At 66.4% G+C, this 17,451-nt stretch carries 14 protein-coding genes; 3 read left to right on the plus strand and 11 right to left on the minus strand.

What is annotated here, in order from left to right; all coding sequences use genetic code 11:
* Window positions 1-16: 16 nt before the first annotated feature.
* The 5 genes from CZ674_RS09105 to CZ674_RS09125 form a co-directional block, all read right to left on the minus strand.
* Window positions 17-1,804, minus strand: coding sequence for a peptidoglycan D,D-transpeptidase FtsI family protein (locus CZ674_RS09105; protein WP_086992210.1), 1,788 nt, complete (start codon window positions 1,802-1,804; stop codon window positions 17-19).
* 25 nt (window positions 1,805-1,829) lie between these two features.
* The gene (locus CZ674_RS09110) at window positions 1,830-2,414 is read right to left on the minus strand and encodes a hypothetical protein (protein ID WP_086992211.1); all 585 of its coding nucleotides are present in this window, start codon (window positions 2,412-2,414) and stop codon (window positions 1,830-1,832) included.
* Entirely contained in the window at window positions 2,411-3,373 is a 963-nt protein-coding gene (gene rsmH / locus CZ674_RS09115; protein ID WP_086992212.1) for a 16S rRNA (cytosine(1402)-N(4))-methyltransferase RsmH, read from the minus strand. The genes CZ674_RS09110 and rsmH overlap by 4 nt, the downstream gene beginning before the upstream one ends.
* Before the next feature lie 89 nt (window positions 3,374-3,462).
* Complete coding sequence (mraZ, locus tag CZ674_RS09120; RefSeq protein WP_086992213.1) at window positions 3,463-3,894, minus strand: division/cell wall cluster transcriptional repressor MraZ; 432 nt, start codon at window positions 3,892-3,894, stop codon at window positions 3,463-3,465.
* 214 nt (window positions 3,895-4,108) lie between these two features.
* Window positions 4,109-4,498 carry a DUF3040 domain-containing protein gene (locus CZ674_RS09125; RefSeq protein ID WP_086992214.1) on the minus strand — a complete coding sequence of 130 codons (390 nt, stop codon included), beginning with the start codon at window positions 4,496-4,498 and terminating at the stop codon, window positions 4,109-4,111.
* A gap of 65 nt (window positions 4,499-4,563) precedes the next feature.
* On the opposite strand from CZ674_RS09125, the gene CZ674_RS09130 reads away from it, so the two are divergent.
* Window positions 4,564-5,676 carry a polyprenyl synthetase family protein gene (locus CZ674_RS09130; RefSeq protein ID WP_234988529.1) on the plus strand — a complete coding sequence of 371 codons (1,113 nt, stop codon included), beginning with the start codon at window positions 4,564-4,566 and terminating at the stop codon, window positions 5,674-5,676.
* Window positions 5,677-5,697: 21 nt separating this feature from the next.
* Here CZ674_RS09130 and CZ674_RS09135 read toward each other — a convergent pair whose 3' ends face one another.
* The gene (locus CZ674_RS09135) at window positions 5,698-6,030 is read right to left on the minus strand and encodes an Rv2175c family DNA-binding protein (RefSeq protein ID WP_086992216.1); all 333 of its coding nucleotides are present in this window, start codon (window positions 6,028-6,030) and stop codon (window positions 5,698-5,700) included.
* Window positions 6,031-6,092: 62 nt separating this feature from the next.
* Here CZ674_RS09135 and pknB point away from each other — a divergent pair, with 62 nt between their 5' ends.
* Entirely contained in the window at window positions 6,093-8,021 is a 1,929-nt protein-coding gene (gene pknB / locus CZ674_RS09140) for a Stk1 family PASTA domain-containing Ser/Thr kinase (RefSeq protein WP_143244703.1), read from the plus strand.
* A 58-nt stretch (window positions 8,022-8,079) separates the two neighbouring features.
* On the opposite strand, the gene CZ674_RS09145 is transcribed toward pknB, so the two are convergent.
* Window positions 8,080-9,444 carry a class II 3-deoxy-7-phosphoheptulonate synthase gene (locus tag CZ674_RS09145; RefSeq protein WP_268802394.1) on the minus strand — a complete coding sequence of 455 codons (1,365 nt, stop codon included), beginning with the start codon at window positions 9,442-9,444 and terminating at the stop codon, window positions 8,080-8,082.
* A gap of 51 nt (window positions 9,445-9,495) precedes the next feature.
* Entirely contained in the window at window positions 9,496-10,218 is a 723-nt protein-coding gene (locus CZ674_RS09150) for a lysophospholipid acyltransferase family protein (protein WP_086992218.1), read from the minus strand.
* Window positions 10,219-10,276: 58 nt separating this feature from the next.
* Here CZ674_RS09150 and CZ674_RS09155 point away from each other — a divergent pair, with 58 nt between their 5' ends.
* Window positions 10,277-12,127 (plus strand): AMP-dependent synthetase/ligase, encoded by a 1,851-nt coding sequence (locus CZ674_RS09155; RefSeq protein WP_086992219.1) that lies wholly within the window; start codon window positions 10,277-10,279, stop codon window positions 12,125-12,127.
* 23 nt (window positions 12,128-12,150) lie between these two features.
* On the opposite strand, the gene CZ674_RS09160 is transcribed toward CZ674_RS09155, so the two are convergent.
* The 3 genes from CZ674_RS09160 to CZ674_RS09170 are packed head-to-tail and all read right to left on the minus strand — an operon-like array spanning window position 12,151 to window position 17,416.
* Window positions 12,151-12,642, minus strand: a complete 492-nt coding sequence (locus CZ674_RS09160) for a peptide deformylase (protein WP_086992220.1) — start codon at window positions 12,640-12,642, stop codon at window positions 12,151-12,153.
* 2 nt (window positions 12,643-12,644) lie between these two features.
* Window positions 12,645-14,003: an FAD-dependent oxidoreductase gene (locus CZ674_RS09165; protein WP_086992221.1), complete on the minus strand. Its 1,359-nt coding sequence runs from the start codon at window positions 14,001-14,003 to the stop codon at window positions 12,645-12,647.
* Complete coding sequence (locus CZ674_RS09170; protein ID WP_086992222.1) at window positions 14,000-17,416, minus strand: pyruvate carboxylase; 3,417 nt, start codon at window positions 17,414-17,416, stop codon at window positions 14,000-14,002. The genes CZ674_RS09165 and CZ674_RS09170 overlap by 4 nt, the downstream gene beginning before the upstream one ends.
* Window positions 17,417-17,451: the final 35 nt, after the last annotated feature.

A 17,451-nucleotide genomic window follows, 5' to 3' on the forward strand; every position in this document is an offset into this window, starting at 1 on the left:
GAAATCCTTTCGGTCTTCACCATTCGACGTCGAGGTCGCTCGGCTCAGTGGTGCTGGGAGGGATGCTGTCGTGTCGAATGAGTAGGTTCACAATATCGTGGAAGGCACCGACCGCTCCGGTCGTGCGCATGCTGGGGATGGGGTACTCGATCATGACGTGCACGACGTACTCGGGCTCGTCAGTCGGAAACACACCCGTCGTCGAGATGATCCACGCGTTGGGATCGTACCCGCTGCCATCGGGGTAAGCCACTTCGGCAGTGCCAGTCTTGGCGGAGATCCGGTAGCCGTCGATGCCGAAGTCCTGGCTCGACTCGTTGACCATGACCTCCATCATCTCGTTCATGTCAGACGCGGTCTCGGGCTTCAGCACTTGCACCGGGTCACCGACCTTGGGCGAAGCGGTCTCGCCCTCCTGGTTCGTGCATCCCGACACCAGCTGCACGGGAGGACGCTTGCCCTCGTTCGCGAACGGCAGGTAGGAGCTGGCCATCTGTATGGGCGTCACCGCGATGCCCTGGCCGAACATCTGATTCGCCGTGGTCTGGTCGTCGAGTGTCGCGGGGTCGCGAAGCTGGACTGGCTGCTCGCCGAGGAACTCGATAGCGCTCGTCTCGCCGAAGCCGAAGTCTGCGAAGTAGTCATAGAGGATGCTGCGGTCGAAGCCCTCTGCCATCGTGACCATGCCGACGTTGGAGGAGTTCGCGAGGATCCCGGTCGTGGTCCACGGCATGTCGCCGTGCACGAACGAGTCGTTCAGCACGACGGGGCCCTGCTGGTACTGCCAGGGAACCGTCCACTCGTCTTCGACGTCGACATGCCCCTGATCGATCATGGCGGCGAGCGTCACAGATTTGAGCGTGGAACCGGGTTCGTAGGCGTTCGTGAAGGTGCGTGCACCTCTGAACTGCGGATCGATGGCCTGCGGATTGTTGGGGTCGACTGTCGGCGTCTCCGCGATGGCCGCGACTGTGCCGTCCTTGCGCAGGACGATGGCTGTGGCAGACCTGGCGCCGAAGTCCTCTTGATACTGCGCGAGGATCTGCTGCGTCGAGAACTGCAGGTCGGAGTCGATCGTCAGCTGCAGCGTGCCGCCGTTGACGGCCGGCTGGTCGACGCGGACAGTGCCTGGGATCTCGGTGCCGTCGGGCGAGACCTCAGCCAAGCGCGATCCGTCTGTGGGCGCGAGGCATGCATCCTGCATGAGCTCGAGCCCTGCGAGAGACTCGCCGTACGTGCCTTCGAAGCCGATGACGTTGCCGCCCACAGACCCGAGCGGATACGTGCGCTCCGGCCTCGATTCGAGGTCGATGTACGGCAGCTGCCAGTCGGTGCGCATCTGCCGCACCTGCTCGTACTGCTCGACGTCTAGCCCGGTCGCGAGCACGAGGTAGTTCGACTCGGCGTCCTTGTCGGTCTCGGCCTGCAGCGCTGCCGCCAGCGCATTCGGGTCCTGGCCGGTGATCTCGCCGAGCTGCTTGAGCATCTGTCCGACCGTGATCGTGGTGCCGTCTTCGAGTTCGATGTCACGCGTGTGCATCGGCGAGATCGTCACGGCCCAGCGGTCGACCGAGGTCGCCATCACGGTTCCGTTGGCATCGACGATGTCGCCGCGTGCGCCGTGGAGCACCTGCGTGCTCGTCCTGCGCTCATCAGACTGCTCGTTGAGCTGCGCCGCATTCACCACCTGGATGTCGGCCAGCCGCACGATGAACACGCTCACGAGCGCGACGATGAGCACGCCGACCAGCGTCGTCCGAAGACGAGTCGATCGACGAATGTTCCAAGTCCCTCGCCGAGCCATGCGGCAACGTTATCTGCAGTCGGCGCTAGTCATCGGCTGCCACGCCCTCAACAGGCTCCAGCATGCCGGGGTACCCCTGCTCCTCGCGCTCCTGCTGAGCTGCCAGGGCTGCTTTGCCGGTGGCGTCATCGAGCTGCACCTGCGACTGCACAAGCTCATTCGGCACATAAAGGAGGCCGCCCGAGTTGAGTGCCTGCGCGGTCTGCTTCGGCGCATCCGCCCCCACCGTGACTTCGCCGGTGGCCATCGAGATGAAGTGCTGCTGCTCGCTCGAGACCATGCCGAGCCCCTGAGCCGTGCTGGCAAGCTGCTGCGGTGACTCGAGCGTTGCGAGCTGCTCGCTCATCGCCTGCTGGTGCAGCTTCGCCTCTGACGTCTGCGTCTGGATGTCCTTGACCTCCATGGCGCCGTCTGCGAGTGCGACCGAGACGCCGAGCTGGGCAATGACGATGCCGGCAAGCCCTGCCAGTGCCACGGCGCCGTGGATGAGCTTCGGGCCGCTGCGGGGTCGCCAGCGCGGCAGGGCCCGCAGACCGGGCTTTTCGGCTCGCTCGGAGCCTGTTTCGACGTCGCGTTCTGCATCACGCTGCCGGAGGGCTGCTGTGCTCATGCGTGGCTCCTCTCGTCTCGCACTCGTTCTGCGGCCCGGAGTCGGGCCGGAATCGATCTGGGGTTTCGCTGCTGCTCCTGCTCGTCGGCGACTTCGGCTCCCCGCGTCAGCAGGTAGAAGTCGGGCGCGAACTGCGGAAGGTCGACGGGCAGGTCCACAGGAGCGGTCGACGTGGACGCGTCTCGCAGCACGCGCTTGACCATGCGGTCCTCATGCGACTGGTAGGCCATCACGACGATGCGCCCGCCCTGGTCGAGCGCCGAGAGCGCTGCCGGCAGCGCCGCCGCGAGCACATCGAGCTCTTGATTGACCGCGATGCGCAGCGCCTGGAAGACGCGCTTCGCCGGGTGGCCGGCGTTCTTCAGCTTGGCCGGTGTCGCATCCTGCAGCACCTGGACGAGCTGCGCACTGGTCTCGAGCGGCTCGACCGCCCGCGCCGACACGATCGCGTCTGCGTAGCGCTTGGCCAGCTTCTCGTCGCCGTAGTCGCGGAACATGCGGGCCAGCTCGCTCGCCGACTGAGCAGCCAGGATGCTCGCTGCAGTCACGTCGCCGGTCTGGTCCATGCGCATGTCGAGGGGTGCGTCTCGCGAATATGCGAATCCGCGCTCGGCCGCGTCGAGCTGCAGGCTCGAGACGCCGAGATCGAACAGCACGCCCTGCACTCGCTTTCGCCCGGCAGCCTCGAGCGCAGCGTCGATGCCGTCATAGGTCTCGTGCACGAACGTGACGCGATCGGAGAATCGGGCCAGCCGCTCCCCCGCCAGCCGGATGGCGTCGGGGTCGCGGTCGATGCCGATCACGTGCAGGTCGGGAAAGCGCTCGAGCAGGGCTTCTGAGTGGCCGCCCATGCCGAGTGTCGCGTCGATGACGGCGGCGCCGGGCACCGAGACGGCAGGCTCGAGCAGCTCGATGCATCGGTCGAGGAGAACAGGTGTGTGCAGGTCTGCGGCTTTCATGTGAACCGGCTTCTCGAACCCTGATCCTCATCCGCAGCGCGCCGCCGGGGAAGGTGCTTCGCGTTGCAGCTGAGGGTCACAGTCCGAGATCAGAAGATGCCGGGAATCACCTCCTCGGTCTGCGATGCGAAGGCGCTCTCACGCTCGGTGTAGTAGTCGTTCCAGGTCTCGGTGTCCCAGATCTCAGCGCGGTCGCCCACGCCGATGACCGTGAGGTCTTTCTTCAGCCCCGCGTAGTCGCGCAGGTTGGCAGGCACCGGGATGCGGTGCTGGCTGTCGGGCTGCTCGTTCGATGCGCCCGAGAGGAAGAGGCGCAGGAAGTCACGGGCGGCAGGGCTCGTCATCGGCGCCTGGCGGATGCGCTCGTGCACTCGTTCGAACTCGACAGCGCTGAACACGTAGATGCAGCGCTCCTGCCCGCGAGTGAGGACGATGCCCGAGTCGAGCTCGCTGCGGAACTTCGCCGGGAGGATGACTCGGCCCTTCTCGTCGAGCTTCGGGGAGTGCGTGCCGAGCAGCATGTCGGCCTCCCTTCTGCTCACAGCCGTCTACGTGTGCGCCACTTTACTCCACTTTGCGCCACAGACCTACACAAATTCTGAGAATGGGCGTGTTCCGCCCAGTATTCGCCTGGTGGAGGAGTTTGGAGCAGAACTGGCGATCCGCGACACTTTCGGGCACAGAAAAGCGCCCAGCGAGCAGATGCTCGCTGGGCGCTTCAGCCAGTTGTGGGCGTCAGTCGCGCTCTTGGCGCTTGTCCCATTCGTCGCTCATGCGGTCCATGAACGAGGAGCCAGTCTTCGCCTTGCCGCCTGAGCTGCCCGATGCGCCGGCCTTGCCGCCGCTCTCGGCGTCAGACTCGGCTGCGGGCTTCGAAGCACTGAATGCCACGACGAGCCCGGCGACGGCTGCCACGAATCCGACGGCGCCGATGACGATCAGCTTGGTGGCGACGCCGGCCAGCACGATGCCGAGGCCCACGAGCACGATGAGCAGGCCGATGGCCACACGTGTGTAGTTGACCGTGCGCGGCCCCGTCGAGACCGAGACAGTGTCGGCTTCGCGCTTGTAGAGGTTGCGCTCCATCTCGTCGAGCAGGCGCTGTTCCTCTTCAGACAGTGGCATGCAGCTTCCAATCACTAGGCGGGCGTGACGTCAATTCTACGCCACACCTTCACTAGACTGAAAAGGTGTCCAGTTCGAATCGCTTTGCCATGCGCGTCAATGAGGTCCTGAAGGCGTTCGTCGCCGAGCGAAAGACTCAGATGACGCAGATCGCGCCCGAGCTGAGCGCCCTCAGCGACGAGGCCGCAGCCCTCCTCGCAGGCGGCAAGCGGGTTCGCGCCGGCTTCGTCTACTGGGGCTGGCAGTCGGTAGTCGCGGCCAAGCCAGGCGCCCACCACACCACCGGCAGCGAGATCGACCCCGGGTTCCCTCCTGTCGTCAAGGCCGCCGCTGCAATCGAGCTCTTCCACGCCGCCGCCCTGGTGCACGACGACATCATCGATGACTCCGACACCCGCCGCGGCCGCGCATCCGCCCACAAGAGCTTCGAGGGCATGCACCGCGACGCAGAATGGGCAGGCGATCCGGCACGGTGGTCGCGATCGGCGGCGATCCTGCTCGGCGACCTGCTGCTCAACTGGGCTGACGGCCTCATGCTCGACGCATCGCGCGAGATCGAGCACGGCAGCGCGATGATGGACGCCTACCGTCGCATGCGCGAAGAGGTGACGCTCGGCCAGTACCTCGACGTGCTCGAAGAGGCCGCCTGGATCCGACAGGATCCCGAGCTGCTGCTGCAGCGCGCGCAGACCGTCGCGATCCACAAGTCGGCGAAGTACTCGGTGCAGGAGCCGCTGCTGCTCGGCGCGACGATCGCAGGGGCAGCGGATGCCCAGCTCGAGGCGCTCGGCGGGTACGGCCTGCCGATCGGAGTCGCGTTCCAGATGCGCGACGACCTGCTCGGCGTCTTCGGCGACCCCGAGCAGACGGGCAAGCCGGCCGGCGACGACCTTCGCGAGGGCAAGCGAACCGTGCTCATCGAGCTCGCACGCCAGAAGCTGCCGACGAACGTGCGCGTTCTGGTCGACGAGCTGCTGGGCGACCCCGAGCTCGACGGGCGTCAGGTGGGCATGCTGCAAGACGCAGTGCGCTCATCGGGTGCAGTCGACCGCGTCGAGCACATGATCGAGCGTGCCGTCGGGCAGGGTCTCGAGTCGCTGCACGACGGCGACTTCTCTCGGTCCAGCGTGCTCGAGCTCGAGCGGCTTGCGTCGAGCGTCACCACCCGCACGTCGTAGGCGGATGCGCGAAGCAGGTCGTCAGGCGAGGGCCTGAGCCACGCGGCGCACCTCTGCCTTGCGCCCCTGCTGAAGGGCTTCGATGGGCGATGTGCCCAGGGAGTCCTCTGCTGTCAGCATCCAGTCGATCGCCTCAGCACGACTGAATCCGATGTCGAGCAGCAGCGTGACTGTGCCGCGAACGTCGTTGCGAGGGCTGTCGCCGTCGAGGAACGCGCCCGGAACACGCAGCTCGCTGCCGTCTTTGACCGCCGGAAGCACGTCGTCTTCGATGAGCCTGCGCACCTGATTGTGCGAGAGGCCGGTTCGTTCGATGAGTTCGCTCAGTGTGAGCCACGTAGTGTAAGAATGCACATTCTCATTGTGCCACGGTGCGCCTGTGGCACACTCCCAGACCTTGTTCCTACACTCTTCACGTGAGCAATGACATGACCGACCCGCTGATCGGGCGCGTGGTCGACGGCAGATACGCCGTCGGCAGACGCATCGCCCGCGGCGGAATGGCCACAGTGTACGAGGCTGAAGACCAACGTCTCGATCGCACGGTCGCCATCAAGGTGATGCACCCGCACCTCGCCGACGACCAGGAGTTCCGCGAGCGGTTCATCCAGGAGGCCAAGGCCACCGCACGCATCTCGCATCCGAACGTCGTCAACGTGTACGACCAGGGAAACCGTGGCGAAGTCGCCTATCTCATCATGGAGAACGTCCCGTCGATCACGCTTCGAGACCACCTCCTGAAGCACGGCGCCATGACCCCCGAGCAGTCGCTGCAGGTGACCGAAGCCGTGCTCGCGGGCCTCTCGGCCGCACACCGCGCCGAGCTCGTGCACCGCGACATCAAGCCCGAGAACATCCTGCTGGCCAACGACGGCCGCATCAAGATCGGCGACTTCGGCCTGGCCCGCGCGGCCAGCGCGAACACCGCAACCGGCAAGGCCCTGCTCGGCACGATCGCGTACCTCTCCCCCGAGCTCGTCACGCGCGGGCAGGCCGACAAGCGCAGCGACATCTACGCGGTCGGCATCATGCTCTTCGAGATGCTCACCGGCAAGCAGCCCTTCACGGGCGAGCAGCCCATGCAGATCGCCTACCAGCACGCGAACGACCAGGTGCCGGCGCCCTCCTCGATGGAGCCGGGCATCCCGCTCAGCCTCGATCTGCTCGTCGAGTGGGCGACGCAGCGCGAGCCCGACAACCGACCATCGGATGCGGGCGAGATGCTCGCACAGGTGCAGCAGGTCCGCGCGGGGCGGGGTGTCGACGCGCAGTCTCACACGCTCGTGCTGCGCGCCGCCGACACCCAGGCGCAGACGATCGCCCACCAGCCCGTCGCCGGACCGGTGGCCCACGCCTCGCACCCGACGACAACCGCCGAGGTCGTGCCCGGTGCGGTCGCCGCCATGACGCGCAAATCAGACGCACGGCGCCGCCGAGGGCCGCTCTGGCTCATCGCTGCGCTGCTGGTCGCGGCGCTGCTCGGCACGACCGGCTGGTGGTTCGCCATCGGGCCCGGCGTTCGAGTCGACATGCCCCATCTCGCCGGCAAGACCTACGAACAGGCGGTGTCTGAGCTGGCTGCCGCCGGATTCGAGGCTGCGCCTGAACGCGTCGAGCAGCCGGACTACGACACGCCACCGGGCGAGATCCTCTCGACAGATCCCGGTCCCGGCGCATCGGTCGCAACCGACACGGTCGTGACGATCACGGTGTCGTCCGGACGTCAGCAGCTGGAGGCCCCGGATCTCACCGCCGGCATGTCAGAGACAGAGGCACAGGCAGCAATAGAAGAGGCCGGGTTCGTCTTCGAGTCAGAGTTCGTCGACAGGCGCTTCAACGGCGACGTCGAGCGCGGTGGCGTCTATCTCGGACTGCTCGAAGACCGCACACCCTTCGCACCCGGAGACGAGCTCGAAGAGCGCACAAAGATGGGATACATCGTCTCGCTCGGCGGCATCCCCGCCCAGGCAGGTCAAGACGCCGACGAGGCACGCGGCGCGCTCTCAGCGGTCGGCCTCGACGTGAACGTCGAAGAGCGCGAGTCGCGTGACGTCGCAGAGGGCACCATCATCGAGGTGCAGCGCCCTGACGGCGCCATTCGCGAAGGCTCGACCATCACGCTCATCGTCTCGACCGGCCCGCCGATGGTCACGATGCCGGATGTCGTGGGCATGCGCTTCGACGAGGCGATCGAGACCCTCGAGGCTCTCGGCTTCACCGTCGTCACCGACACGAACATCTCGGTCGAGCGGCTGTGGAGCGCGTTCAACGTCGAAGAGCAGACGCCCGAGCCCGGAACCGAGCTCGAAGAGGGCTCTGAAGTCACCATCAAGGGCGAGTTCTGACCGAGCGAGCAGCTCTGACCGAGCAAGCCTGGGCTCGCCCGGTCAGAGTCGCCTCACGCTAGAGCGCGCGCAGCTCCTCTGCGACGAGGAACGCAAGCTCGAGCGACTGCATGTGGTTGAGTCGCGGGTCGCACAGCGACTCGTAGCGGCTCTCGAGGTCGGTCTCGTCGATGTGCTCGGAGCCTCCGAGGCACTCGGTCACGTCGTCGCCGGTGAGCTCGACGTGGATGCCGCCCGGGTAGGTGCCGGCTGCACGGTGCGCCTCGAAGAAGCCGCGCACCTCGTCGACGACGTCATCGAAGCGGCGCGACTTGTAGCCGTTCGCCGTCGTGATGCCGTTGCCGTGCATCGGGTCGGTGATCCAGAGGGGCTTCGACTCGAGCTCTTTCGCAGCCTCGAGCAGCGGCGGCAGCGCCTCGCGGATCTTGCCGGCGCCCATGCGCGTGATGAAGGTCAGACGACCGGGCTCGCGCTCGGGGTCGAGCTTCTCGACCAGCGCCTTCATCGTCTCGGGCGTCGTCGTGGGTCCGAGCTTGACGCCGATGGGGTTGCGGATGCGCGAGAAGAAGTCGACGTGCGCGCCGTCGAGGTCGCGTGTGCGCTCGCCGATCCACTGGAAGTGGCTCGACGTGTTGTACGCCTGGCCGGTGCGCGAGTCGATGCGGGTCATCGGACGCTCGTAGTCCATCAGCAGGCCCTCGTGGCCCGTGAAGAACTCGACCGTCTTCATGCTGTCGAAGTCGGTTCCCGTGGCCGCCATGAAGCGCAGCGCACGGTCGATCTCCTTCGCGACGTTCTCGTAACGACGCATGGCCGGCGTGGCCGCGAATCCGTTGTTCCAGGAGTGGATCTCTCGGATGTCGGCGAATCCACCGGTCGTGAATGCACGCACGAGGTTCAGGGTCGAAGCAGCCATGTGGTAGCCGCGGAGGATGCGCTGCGGGTCGTTTCGACGCGACTCCTCCGTGAATTCGAAGCCGTTGACGACGTCGCCGCGGTATGCCGGCAGCGTCACGTCGCCACGAGTCTCGGTGTCTTTCGAGCGCGGCTTGGCGAACTGACCGGCCATGCGGCCCATCTTGACGACCGGCACAGATGCGCCGTACGTGAGCACGACGGCCATCTGCAGGATCGTCTTGACGCGGTTGCGGATGTTGTCGGCGTTCGCGCCTGCGAAGGTCTCTGCGCAGTCGCCGCCCTGCAGCACGAAGGCGTTGCCGTCGGCCGCCTCGGCGATGCGACGGCGGAGCCTGTCGACCTCGCCCGCGAACACGAGCGGGGGCTGGCCGGCGATCTCGTCGCGGACGGCCGAGATCTCGGCTTCGTCCGACCACGCAGGCTGCTGCTTGATCGGCATCGAACGATACGCGTCGAGGCCAGCAATCGTGTCAGACGTGTGCGTGGCAGGCGTGAAGTCGTTCACTGACAGCTCCTAGGTGTGAGAAGGCTGACGAGATTCGTCAATCCTCCTAGCCTAACGCCGCTTGGCCTTGCGTTGTTCCAGTTCGGCCTTGCGCTCAGCCTCGATCTGCGACTTCACGCTCGTGGCGTACACGTCGAGGTACTCCTGCTCGCCGAGTCGGTTGATCTCGTACATGATCTCGTCGGTGATCGAGCGCAGGATCCAGCGGTCGCCGGTCATGCCGTAGTAGCGCGAGAAGTCGAGCGGCTTGCCGTAGATGATGCCCATGCGCGCGGCGCGGGGAATCGCCTTGCCCGGAGGCATGACGCGCTCGGTGTCGATCACGACGCACGGCACGACGGGCACTCTGCCCTCGAGCACCATGCGCGCAACGCCCGTGCGGCCGCGGTAGAGCTTGCCGTCAGGGCTGCGGGTGCCCTCGGGGTAGATGCCGAGCACGTCGCCGCGGCCGAGCACCTTCAGCGCAGTGTTGAGGGATGCCTCGCTCGCCTTGCCGCCGGAGCGATCGATCGGCAGCTGGCCGACGGCCTGCATGAACCAGCTGATGAGCCGACCCTGCAGCCCGCGGCCCGTGAAGTAGTCGGACTTCGCGAGGTAGTATACGCGTCGGTCGATGGCCAGCGGCGCAACGAACGAGTCGATCACGCTGAGGTGATTGCCCGCGATGATGACGCCGCCCTGCTTCGGGATATTCTCGTCGCCGAGGACCCACGGTCGAAAGACTGTGTCGAAGTACGGTCCTATGAAGACGTGCTTCATCAGCCAGTAGAACATGGTGAACCTCCAGCCCAAAGCGTACAGCGCACTCCATTCGTGAGTAGAATCGGGACGAATGTCCCAGCGCAAAGGAGCCGAAGTGTCAGCTGCAGGAATCCGTCCGACCGTCGTAGACGTCAGACCTGAAGGCAACATCGCCGATCTGTTGCGAGAGCGCGTGCAGAAGACACCCGATTCGCCGCTGTTCGCCGTTCCGAACGGCGACGAGTGGAGCGACATCACCGCCCGCGAGTTCGAAGAGCAGGTGATCGCCGTCGCCAAGGGCTTCGTCGCGGCCGGCGTCGAGCCCGGCGAGCACGTCAGCCTGATGAGCCGCGTGCGCTACGAGTGGTCGCTGATCGACTTCGCGCTGCACTACGCCGGAGCGATCATGGTTCCGGTGTACGAGACAAGTTCGTCGTCGCAGATGGAATGGATCCTCTCTGACGGCGGATCGACATTCCTCCTGGTCGAGTCCGACGAGCTCAAGGAGCGTTTCGACGGCACATCCGAGAGCACGCGCAGCCAGCTGCGCCACGAGCCCTGGGTCATCGGCAATGGCGCCGTCGAAGAGCTCACCGCACTCGGTGCCGACGTCGACGATGCCGAGATCGAGCGTCGCCGCGGTCTTGCAGGCGGCTCCGACGTCGCGACCATCATCTACACCTCCGGGTCGACAGCCAAGCCCAAGGGCGTCGTGCTGACCCACTCGAACTTCGCTGACCTGTCGCGCAACGCCGCCAATGTCATGAAGGAAGTCGTCTCACCCGGCGCCTCGACCCTGCTGTTCGTCACCCTCGCGCACGTGTTCGCTCGCTTCATCTCCGTGCTCGCGATCGAGGGCGGCGTCAAGGTCGGCCACCAGCCCGACACGACACAGCTCGTGCCGTCGCTGGGATCCTTCAAGCCGACCTTCCTCCTCGTGGTGCCGCGCGTGCTCGAGAAGGTCTACAACGTCTCAGAGCAGAAGGCAGAAGGCGGCGGCAAGGGCAAGATCTTCCGCCGCGCCGTCGAGGTCGCAGTCGAGCACTCCAAGGCGCTCGACGCAGGCAAGGTGCCGCTTCGCCTTGCACTCGCCTTCAAGCTCTACGACGTGCTCGTGTACGGCAAGCTCAAGAAGGCGCTGGGCGGCCGTGCCCAGTACGCGGTCTCGGGCTCAGCTCCCCTCGGCCTCTTCCTCGGACACTTCTATCGCTCGCTCGGCCTGCGCATCCTGGAGGGCTACGGCCTGACTGAGACGACAGCGCCCATCACCGTGAACCTTCCCAGCAAGTTCAAGATCGGCACCGTCGGCCCGTCGCTGCCCGGCGGCGGTCTCCGCATCGCCGAGGACGGCGAGATCGAGGTGTCAGGCATTCCGGTGTTCAAGGAGTACCACAACAACCCCGAGGCGACCGCTGAGGCGTTCACCGAAGACGGCTGGTTCAGAACCGGCGACATCGGCCAGCTCGATGCAGAGGACTACCTGACGATCACGGGCCGCAAGAAGGAGCTGATCATCACGGCGGGCGGCAAGAACATCTCGCCGACGCAGCTCGAGGACCCCATCCGCTCGAACCTCCTGGTCGAGCAGGTCGTCGTCGTGGGCGACCAGAAGCCCTTCATCGGCGCCATCGTCACGCTCGACACCGAGATGATGCCGAAGTGGCTCGCCAACAACGGCCTCGACGAGAACATGCGGGTCGAAGACGCCATGGTGCACCCGAAGGTCGTCGAAGAGCTCAAGGCTGCCGTCGCGAAGGGCAACGAAGCAGTGTCTCGAGCAGAGTCGATCCGCAGGTTCATCGTGCTGCCCGTGAGCTTCACAGAGGCCTCAGGCCACCTGACGCCGAAGATGTCGATCAAGCGAGCCAACATCGTCAAGGATTTCTCGGCCGAGATCGACTCGCTCTACAACAAGGAGAACCCGGGCGGCATCTCGCTGTAGCCGGGCCCCGATCGGGGAAGCGCTCAGAACCAGGGTGCGTTGCGGATGGCTTCCATCGCACGCACCCTGTTCTGCTTCTCGAGGGCCGAGATGTAGAGGCGGCCGTCGAGGTGCGCGCACTCGTGCTGCAGCATCTGCGCCATCAGGCCCTCGCCGACGAGCTCGACTCGATTGCCGTCAGCATCGACTCCGACGACTCGCGCCCACGGGAAGCGCGGGGTCGGAAAGCCGAGGTCGGGCACCGAGAGGCAGCCTTCGTCGATCTCCTGCACCTCTCCCCTGGTCTCGACCAGCTCGGGGTTGAGCACGTAGCCCAGCCGGTCGTCGACGAGGTAGCTGAACGCCCGCGCCGCAACACCGATCTGGTGCGCGGCGACTCCTGCCCGGCCCGGCAGCTGCACGGTGTCGAGCAGGTCTTGGACGAGGGCTTTTGTGCTGGGGGCGGCAGGGTCGACGAGCTCACCGGCTGTTCTCAGCACGGGGTCGCCGAACACTCGGATCTCTCGCACCGCCACGGTCAGCCCTCTCCCTGCAGCAGGTCTTCTGCTTCAAGCAGCGCGTTCTCGATCACCTCGGTGAGCGCCGGGTGCGGCCAGTACTGGCCGCGTGCGAGCCCCTGGATGCGCGCTCCTACGGATGCCGCCTGCACCAGCGGCTGGAGCAGCATGCTGGCGTGCGGACCGATGATGTGGGCGCCGAGCAGCTCACCTGCCGACGACACGACCAGCCGCAGGAACGACGACGAGTCCTCGAGCGCCCATCCGTAGGCCGTCGATCCGTAGTCGCGCGTGACCACGACCGCATCGTCGGGTGCGTCCTGGCTGCGCATGCCGAAGCTCGCGACCTCTGGCCCCGCGAAAGTCGCGGCAGGCACCGGGCTGAGCGTGTCACGGGCGTCTTCGCCTGCCAGGCGAGCCTCGATGACGCGCGCCTGGTGGTTCGCGACGTGCTTGAGCCCGAATCCGCTGGTCACATCGCCCAGCGCGTAGACGTGCTCGACGGGCTTGCCGTCTCGCTGCACTCGCAGCGCATCGTCGGTCACGAGGCGGCCGTCGTCGTGCGTGTCGAAGATCCCGGCTCCGACGCGGTCGGTGTTCGGGATGCGGCCGGTCGCGTTCAGCACGGCGTCGCTCTCGACGACGGTGCCGTCGTCGAAGGTCGTGCGCAGGCCGCCGTCGGCGCGTTCGATCGAGACGGGGCTGACGTCCTTGAGCAGCCGGTAGCGCTGCTCGGCAAGCTCGGTGAAGCGCTGCGACACCAGCTCGTCTTCACGGCGTAGCATCCGGCCGCGGCGAGCGGCTACCGTGACCTGTGTGCCGAATCCGTCGAAGATGTGAGCGAATTCGGCAGCGACGGCTCCGGATCCGATGATCACCAGCGATGAGGGAAGCTGGTCGACGCGCATCACCGAGTCGCTCGTGAGCACATCGCGGGGGTCGTGCTCGCAGTCGAGCGATCGCGTTCGAGAACCGGCGGCGATGACCACCTTGTCTGCCGTGAAGGTCTCTCCAGAGGCCGTCACGATCGTGTGGTCGTCGACGAGCGCTGACGTCTCGCGCACGAGCCTGGTCGTGCGGTCGCGCCATGCCTCGCCCGAGAGCGAGATCGCATTCGTGCGGTCGAAGACCCGCGACTGCACGGCACCCCAGTCGGCCTTCGGCGCCGAGCCGAGCAGCCCGAGGCCATGCTGCTGCGCCTCGTGCACGATGTCGGCAACGCGCACGAACATCTTCGTCGGAATGCAGCCGTGGTTCAGGCAGGTGCCGCCGAACCACTCGCCGTCGTCGAAGAGCACGACATCGCGCCCCTTCCACCTCTGGCCCGGCACGGTGTTGCCGCTGCCTGCGCCGATGACGGCCAGCTCGAAATGCGTCACTGCTTGTCTCCTCCTGTGATGACGGCGATCAGATCGCCCGCCTCGACCTGTCTGGTGCCGGTGAACGCCAAGCGCGTGACGGCGCCTGCGACCTGACTGGTGATGCCGGCCTCCATCTTCATGGCCTCGATCGTCGCGACGGTGCCGCCGACCTCGACCTCTGCACCCTCTTCGACCTGCACCGTGACGGCGCCGGCGAACGGGGCTGCGATGTGATTCGGGTTGGCCGCGTCGGCACGCTCGGCGGTCTCTTCGACGACCGTGACCGAGCGGTCGCGAACGTAGACGGGGCGCAGCTGGCCGTTCAGCACGGTCATGACAGTCACCATGCCCTGTTCGTCGGGCTTGCCCATCGCCTCGAGGCCGACGCGCAGCAGCACGCCCTTGCCGATGCCGACCGAGTGCTCCTCGCCCTGCTTGATGCCGTAGAGGTAGTCGATCGTGTCGACGACCGACAGATCGCCGTACTGCGCGATCGTCGACGCGTAGTCCTTCGTCGGCGCCGGAAAGAGCAGCTCGTTGAGCGCGTCCTGGCGGTCGCGTCCGGGCTCGGCGAGGCGCGTGCGCTGCTCACCAGTCAGCTCGGTCTCTGACAGCTTGACCTCACGACCCTCCAGCACCTTCGTGCGGAACGGCTCCGGCCATCCGCCTGGAAGATCGCCCAGCTCGCCGGCCATGAACGAGACCACCGAGTCGGGGATGTCGTACTTCTGGGGGTTCTCTTCGAAGTCCTTTGGGTCTGCGCCCTTCGCAACCAGCTGCAGCGCCAGGTCTCCGACGACCTTCGACGACGGCGTCACCTTGGTCGGGCGTCCCAGGATGCGAGACGCCTCGGCATACCAGTTCTCGATGTCCTCGAAGCGGTCGGCAAGGCCGAGTGCGATCGCCTGCTGCCGCAGGTTCGACAGCTGCCCGCCCGGAATCTCGTGGTGGTAGACGCGCCCGGTCGGAGCCGGCAGCCCCGACTCGAACGGCTTGTACAGACGGCGCACGGCCTCCCAGTACGGCTCGAGGTCGCCCACTGCGGCGAGGTCGATGCCGGTGTCGCGAGGGGTGTCGGCGAGGGCTGCGACGAGCGCGCTCATCGACGGCTGGCTCGTGGTGCCCGACATGGGGGCGGATGCGACATCGACTGCGTCGACACCGGCTTCTGCGGCCGCGAACAGCGTCGCGAGCTGGCCGCCCGCTGTGTCATGCGTGTGCAGATGCACGGGCAGATCGAACCGATCGCGCAGCGCCTTCACGAGCTTGCTGGCAGCGCCTGCACGCAGGAGTCCCGCCATGTCTTTGATGGCGAGCACGTGTGCGCCGGCCTCGACGATCTCGTCGGCAAGGCGCAGGTAGTAGTCGAGCGTGTAGAGGTCTTCTGCCGGGTCGAGCAGATTGCCCGAGTAGCAGAGCGCGACCTCGGCGACCGTGGTCTCAGTCTCGAGCACGGCGTCGATCGCCGGCCGCATCTGCGAGACGTCGTTGAGCGCGTCGAACACCCGGAACACGTCGATTCCCGTCGCGGCGGCCTCATGCACGAATGCACTCGTCACCTCGGTCGGGTACGGCGTGTAGCCGACCGTGTTGCGACCGCGAAGCAGCATCTGCAGGTTCAGGTTCGGAGCCGCCTCGCGCAGCTTCGCCAGTCGCTCCCACGGGTCTTCGCCGAGGAAGCGCAGCGCGACGTCGTAGGTCGCCCCTCCCCAGGCCTCGACGCTGAGCAGCTGCGGCGTCATGCGCGAAACATAGGGAGCCACCTCGACGAGGTCTTTCGTGCGAACGCGCGTCGCCAGCAGCGACTGGTGCGCATCTCGGAACGTCGTCTCTGTGACCGCGAGGGCATCCTGCCTGCGAAGCTCGGCCGCGAACTCCGCCGGGCCCACTTCGAGCAGACGCTGCCGGGCACCGGGCTGCACAGGCTGCTCGAGCACGCTGCTGTCGGGCAGCTTCGTCACCGGGTTGATCACGCCGTCAGCGGGCCCGTGCGGCTGGTTCACGGTGACGTCAGCGAGCCAGGAGAGCACTTTGGATGCGCGGTCACGGGGAGCCTGGATGCTCGTCAGGTCGGGGTGGTCCTCGATGAAGTGCGTCGAGACGTCGCCTGCGACGAAGTCGTCGTTCTCGAGCAGGTTCAGCAGGAAGGGGATGTTGGTCGCGACGCCGCGGATGCGGAACTCGCTCACAGCGCGGTGGGCGCGGCCGATCGCCGTCTCGAGGTCGCGGCCGCGGCACGTGACCTTGGCGAGCATCGAGTCGAAGTGCGGGCTGATCTCGGCACCCGGGTTGATCGTTCCGCCGTCGAGTCGCACGCCTGCGCCGCCCGGCGACCGGTATGCCGTGATGCGCCCGATGTCGGGGCGGAACCCGTCGGCGGGATTCTCGGTCGTGACGCGGCACTGCAGAGCCGCACCGTGCATCTGGATCTGGTCCTGCTCGAGCCCGAGCTCTGCCAGCGTCGCGCCGGCTGCGATGCGGATCTGAGACTGCACGAGGTCGACGTCGGTGATCTCCTCGGTCACGGTGTGCTCGACCTGGATGCGCGGGTTCATCTCGATGAACACGTGCTCGCCCGCGCGCTCCCCCTCGGTGTCGAGCAGAAACTCGACCGTGCCTGCGTTCTCGTACTGGATCGACTTCGCGAATGCGACGGCGTCCCGGTAGAGGGCCTGGCGCACGTCTTCGTCGAGGTGCGGCGCGGGAGCCAGCTCGACCACCTTCTGGTGACGGCGCTGCACAGAGCAGTCGCGCTCGAACAGGTGCACGGTCTCGCCCGTGCCGTCGGCGAGGATCTGCACCTCGATGTGCCTTGGCCGCTGCACCGCCTGCTCGATGAACATGGTGGCGTCGCCGAATGCGCTGTCTGCTTCGCGCATGGCCGCTTCGAGGGCATCGCGAAGGTCTTCGCGCTTCTCGACAAGGCGCATGCCGCGGCCGCCTCCTCCGGCGACCGCCTTGCAGAAGACCGGGAAGCCGATCTCGTCGGCGCCGCTGATCAGCTCGTCGAGATCGGTCGTGGCGACCGTCGACCGCAGCACGGGCACGCCGGCGCTGCGTGCGTGATCCTTCGCGGTGACCTTGTTGCCGGCCATCGAGAGCACCTCGGCGCGGGGGCCGACGAACGCGATGCCCGCCTCGGCTGCCTTGCGGGCGAGATCGGGGTTCTCCGAGAGGAATCCGTACCCCGGGTAGATCGCGTCAGCGCCTGCGTGCTTGGCGACCCGGATGATCTCGTCGATGTCGAGGTACGCGCGGACGGGGTGCCCCTCCTCGCCTATCTCATAGGCTTCATCGGCCTTCTGGATGTGGAGGGAGTTTCGGTCTTCATGAGGAAACACCGCCACTGTTCGAATGCCCAGCTCGTTGGCTGCTCGGAAGGCACGAATCGCGATTTCTCCGCGATTGGCGACCAGAAGTTTCTGAAACACGGTGCTCCTCGGTGTATTAGGACTGGGAGGGTTCC

Source organism: Agrococcus casei LMG 22410, from assembly GCF_900163565.1.
Taxonomy (GTDB): Bacteria; Actinomycetota; Actinomycetes; order Actinomycetales; family Microbacteriaceae; genus Agrococcus; species Agrococcus casei.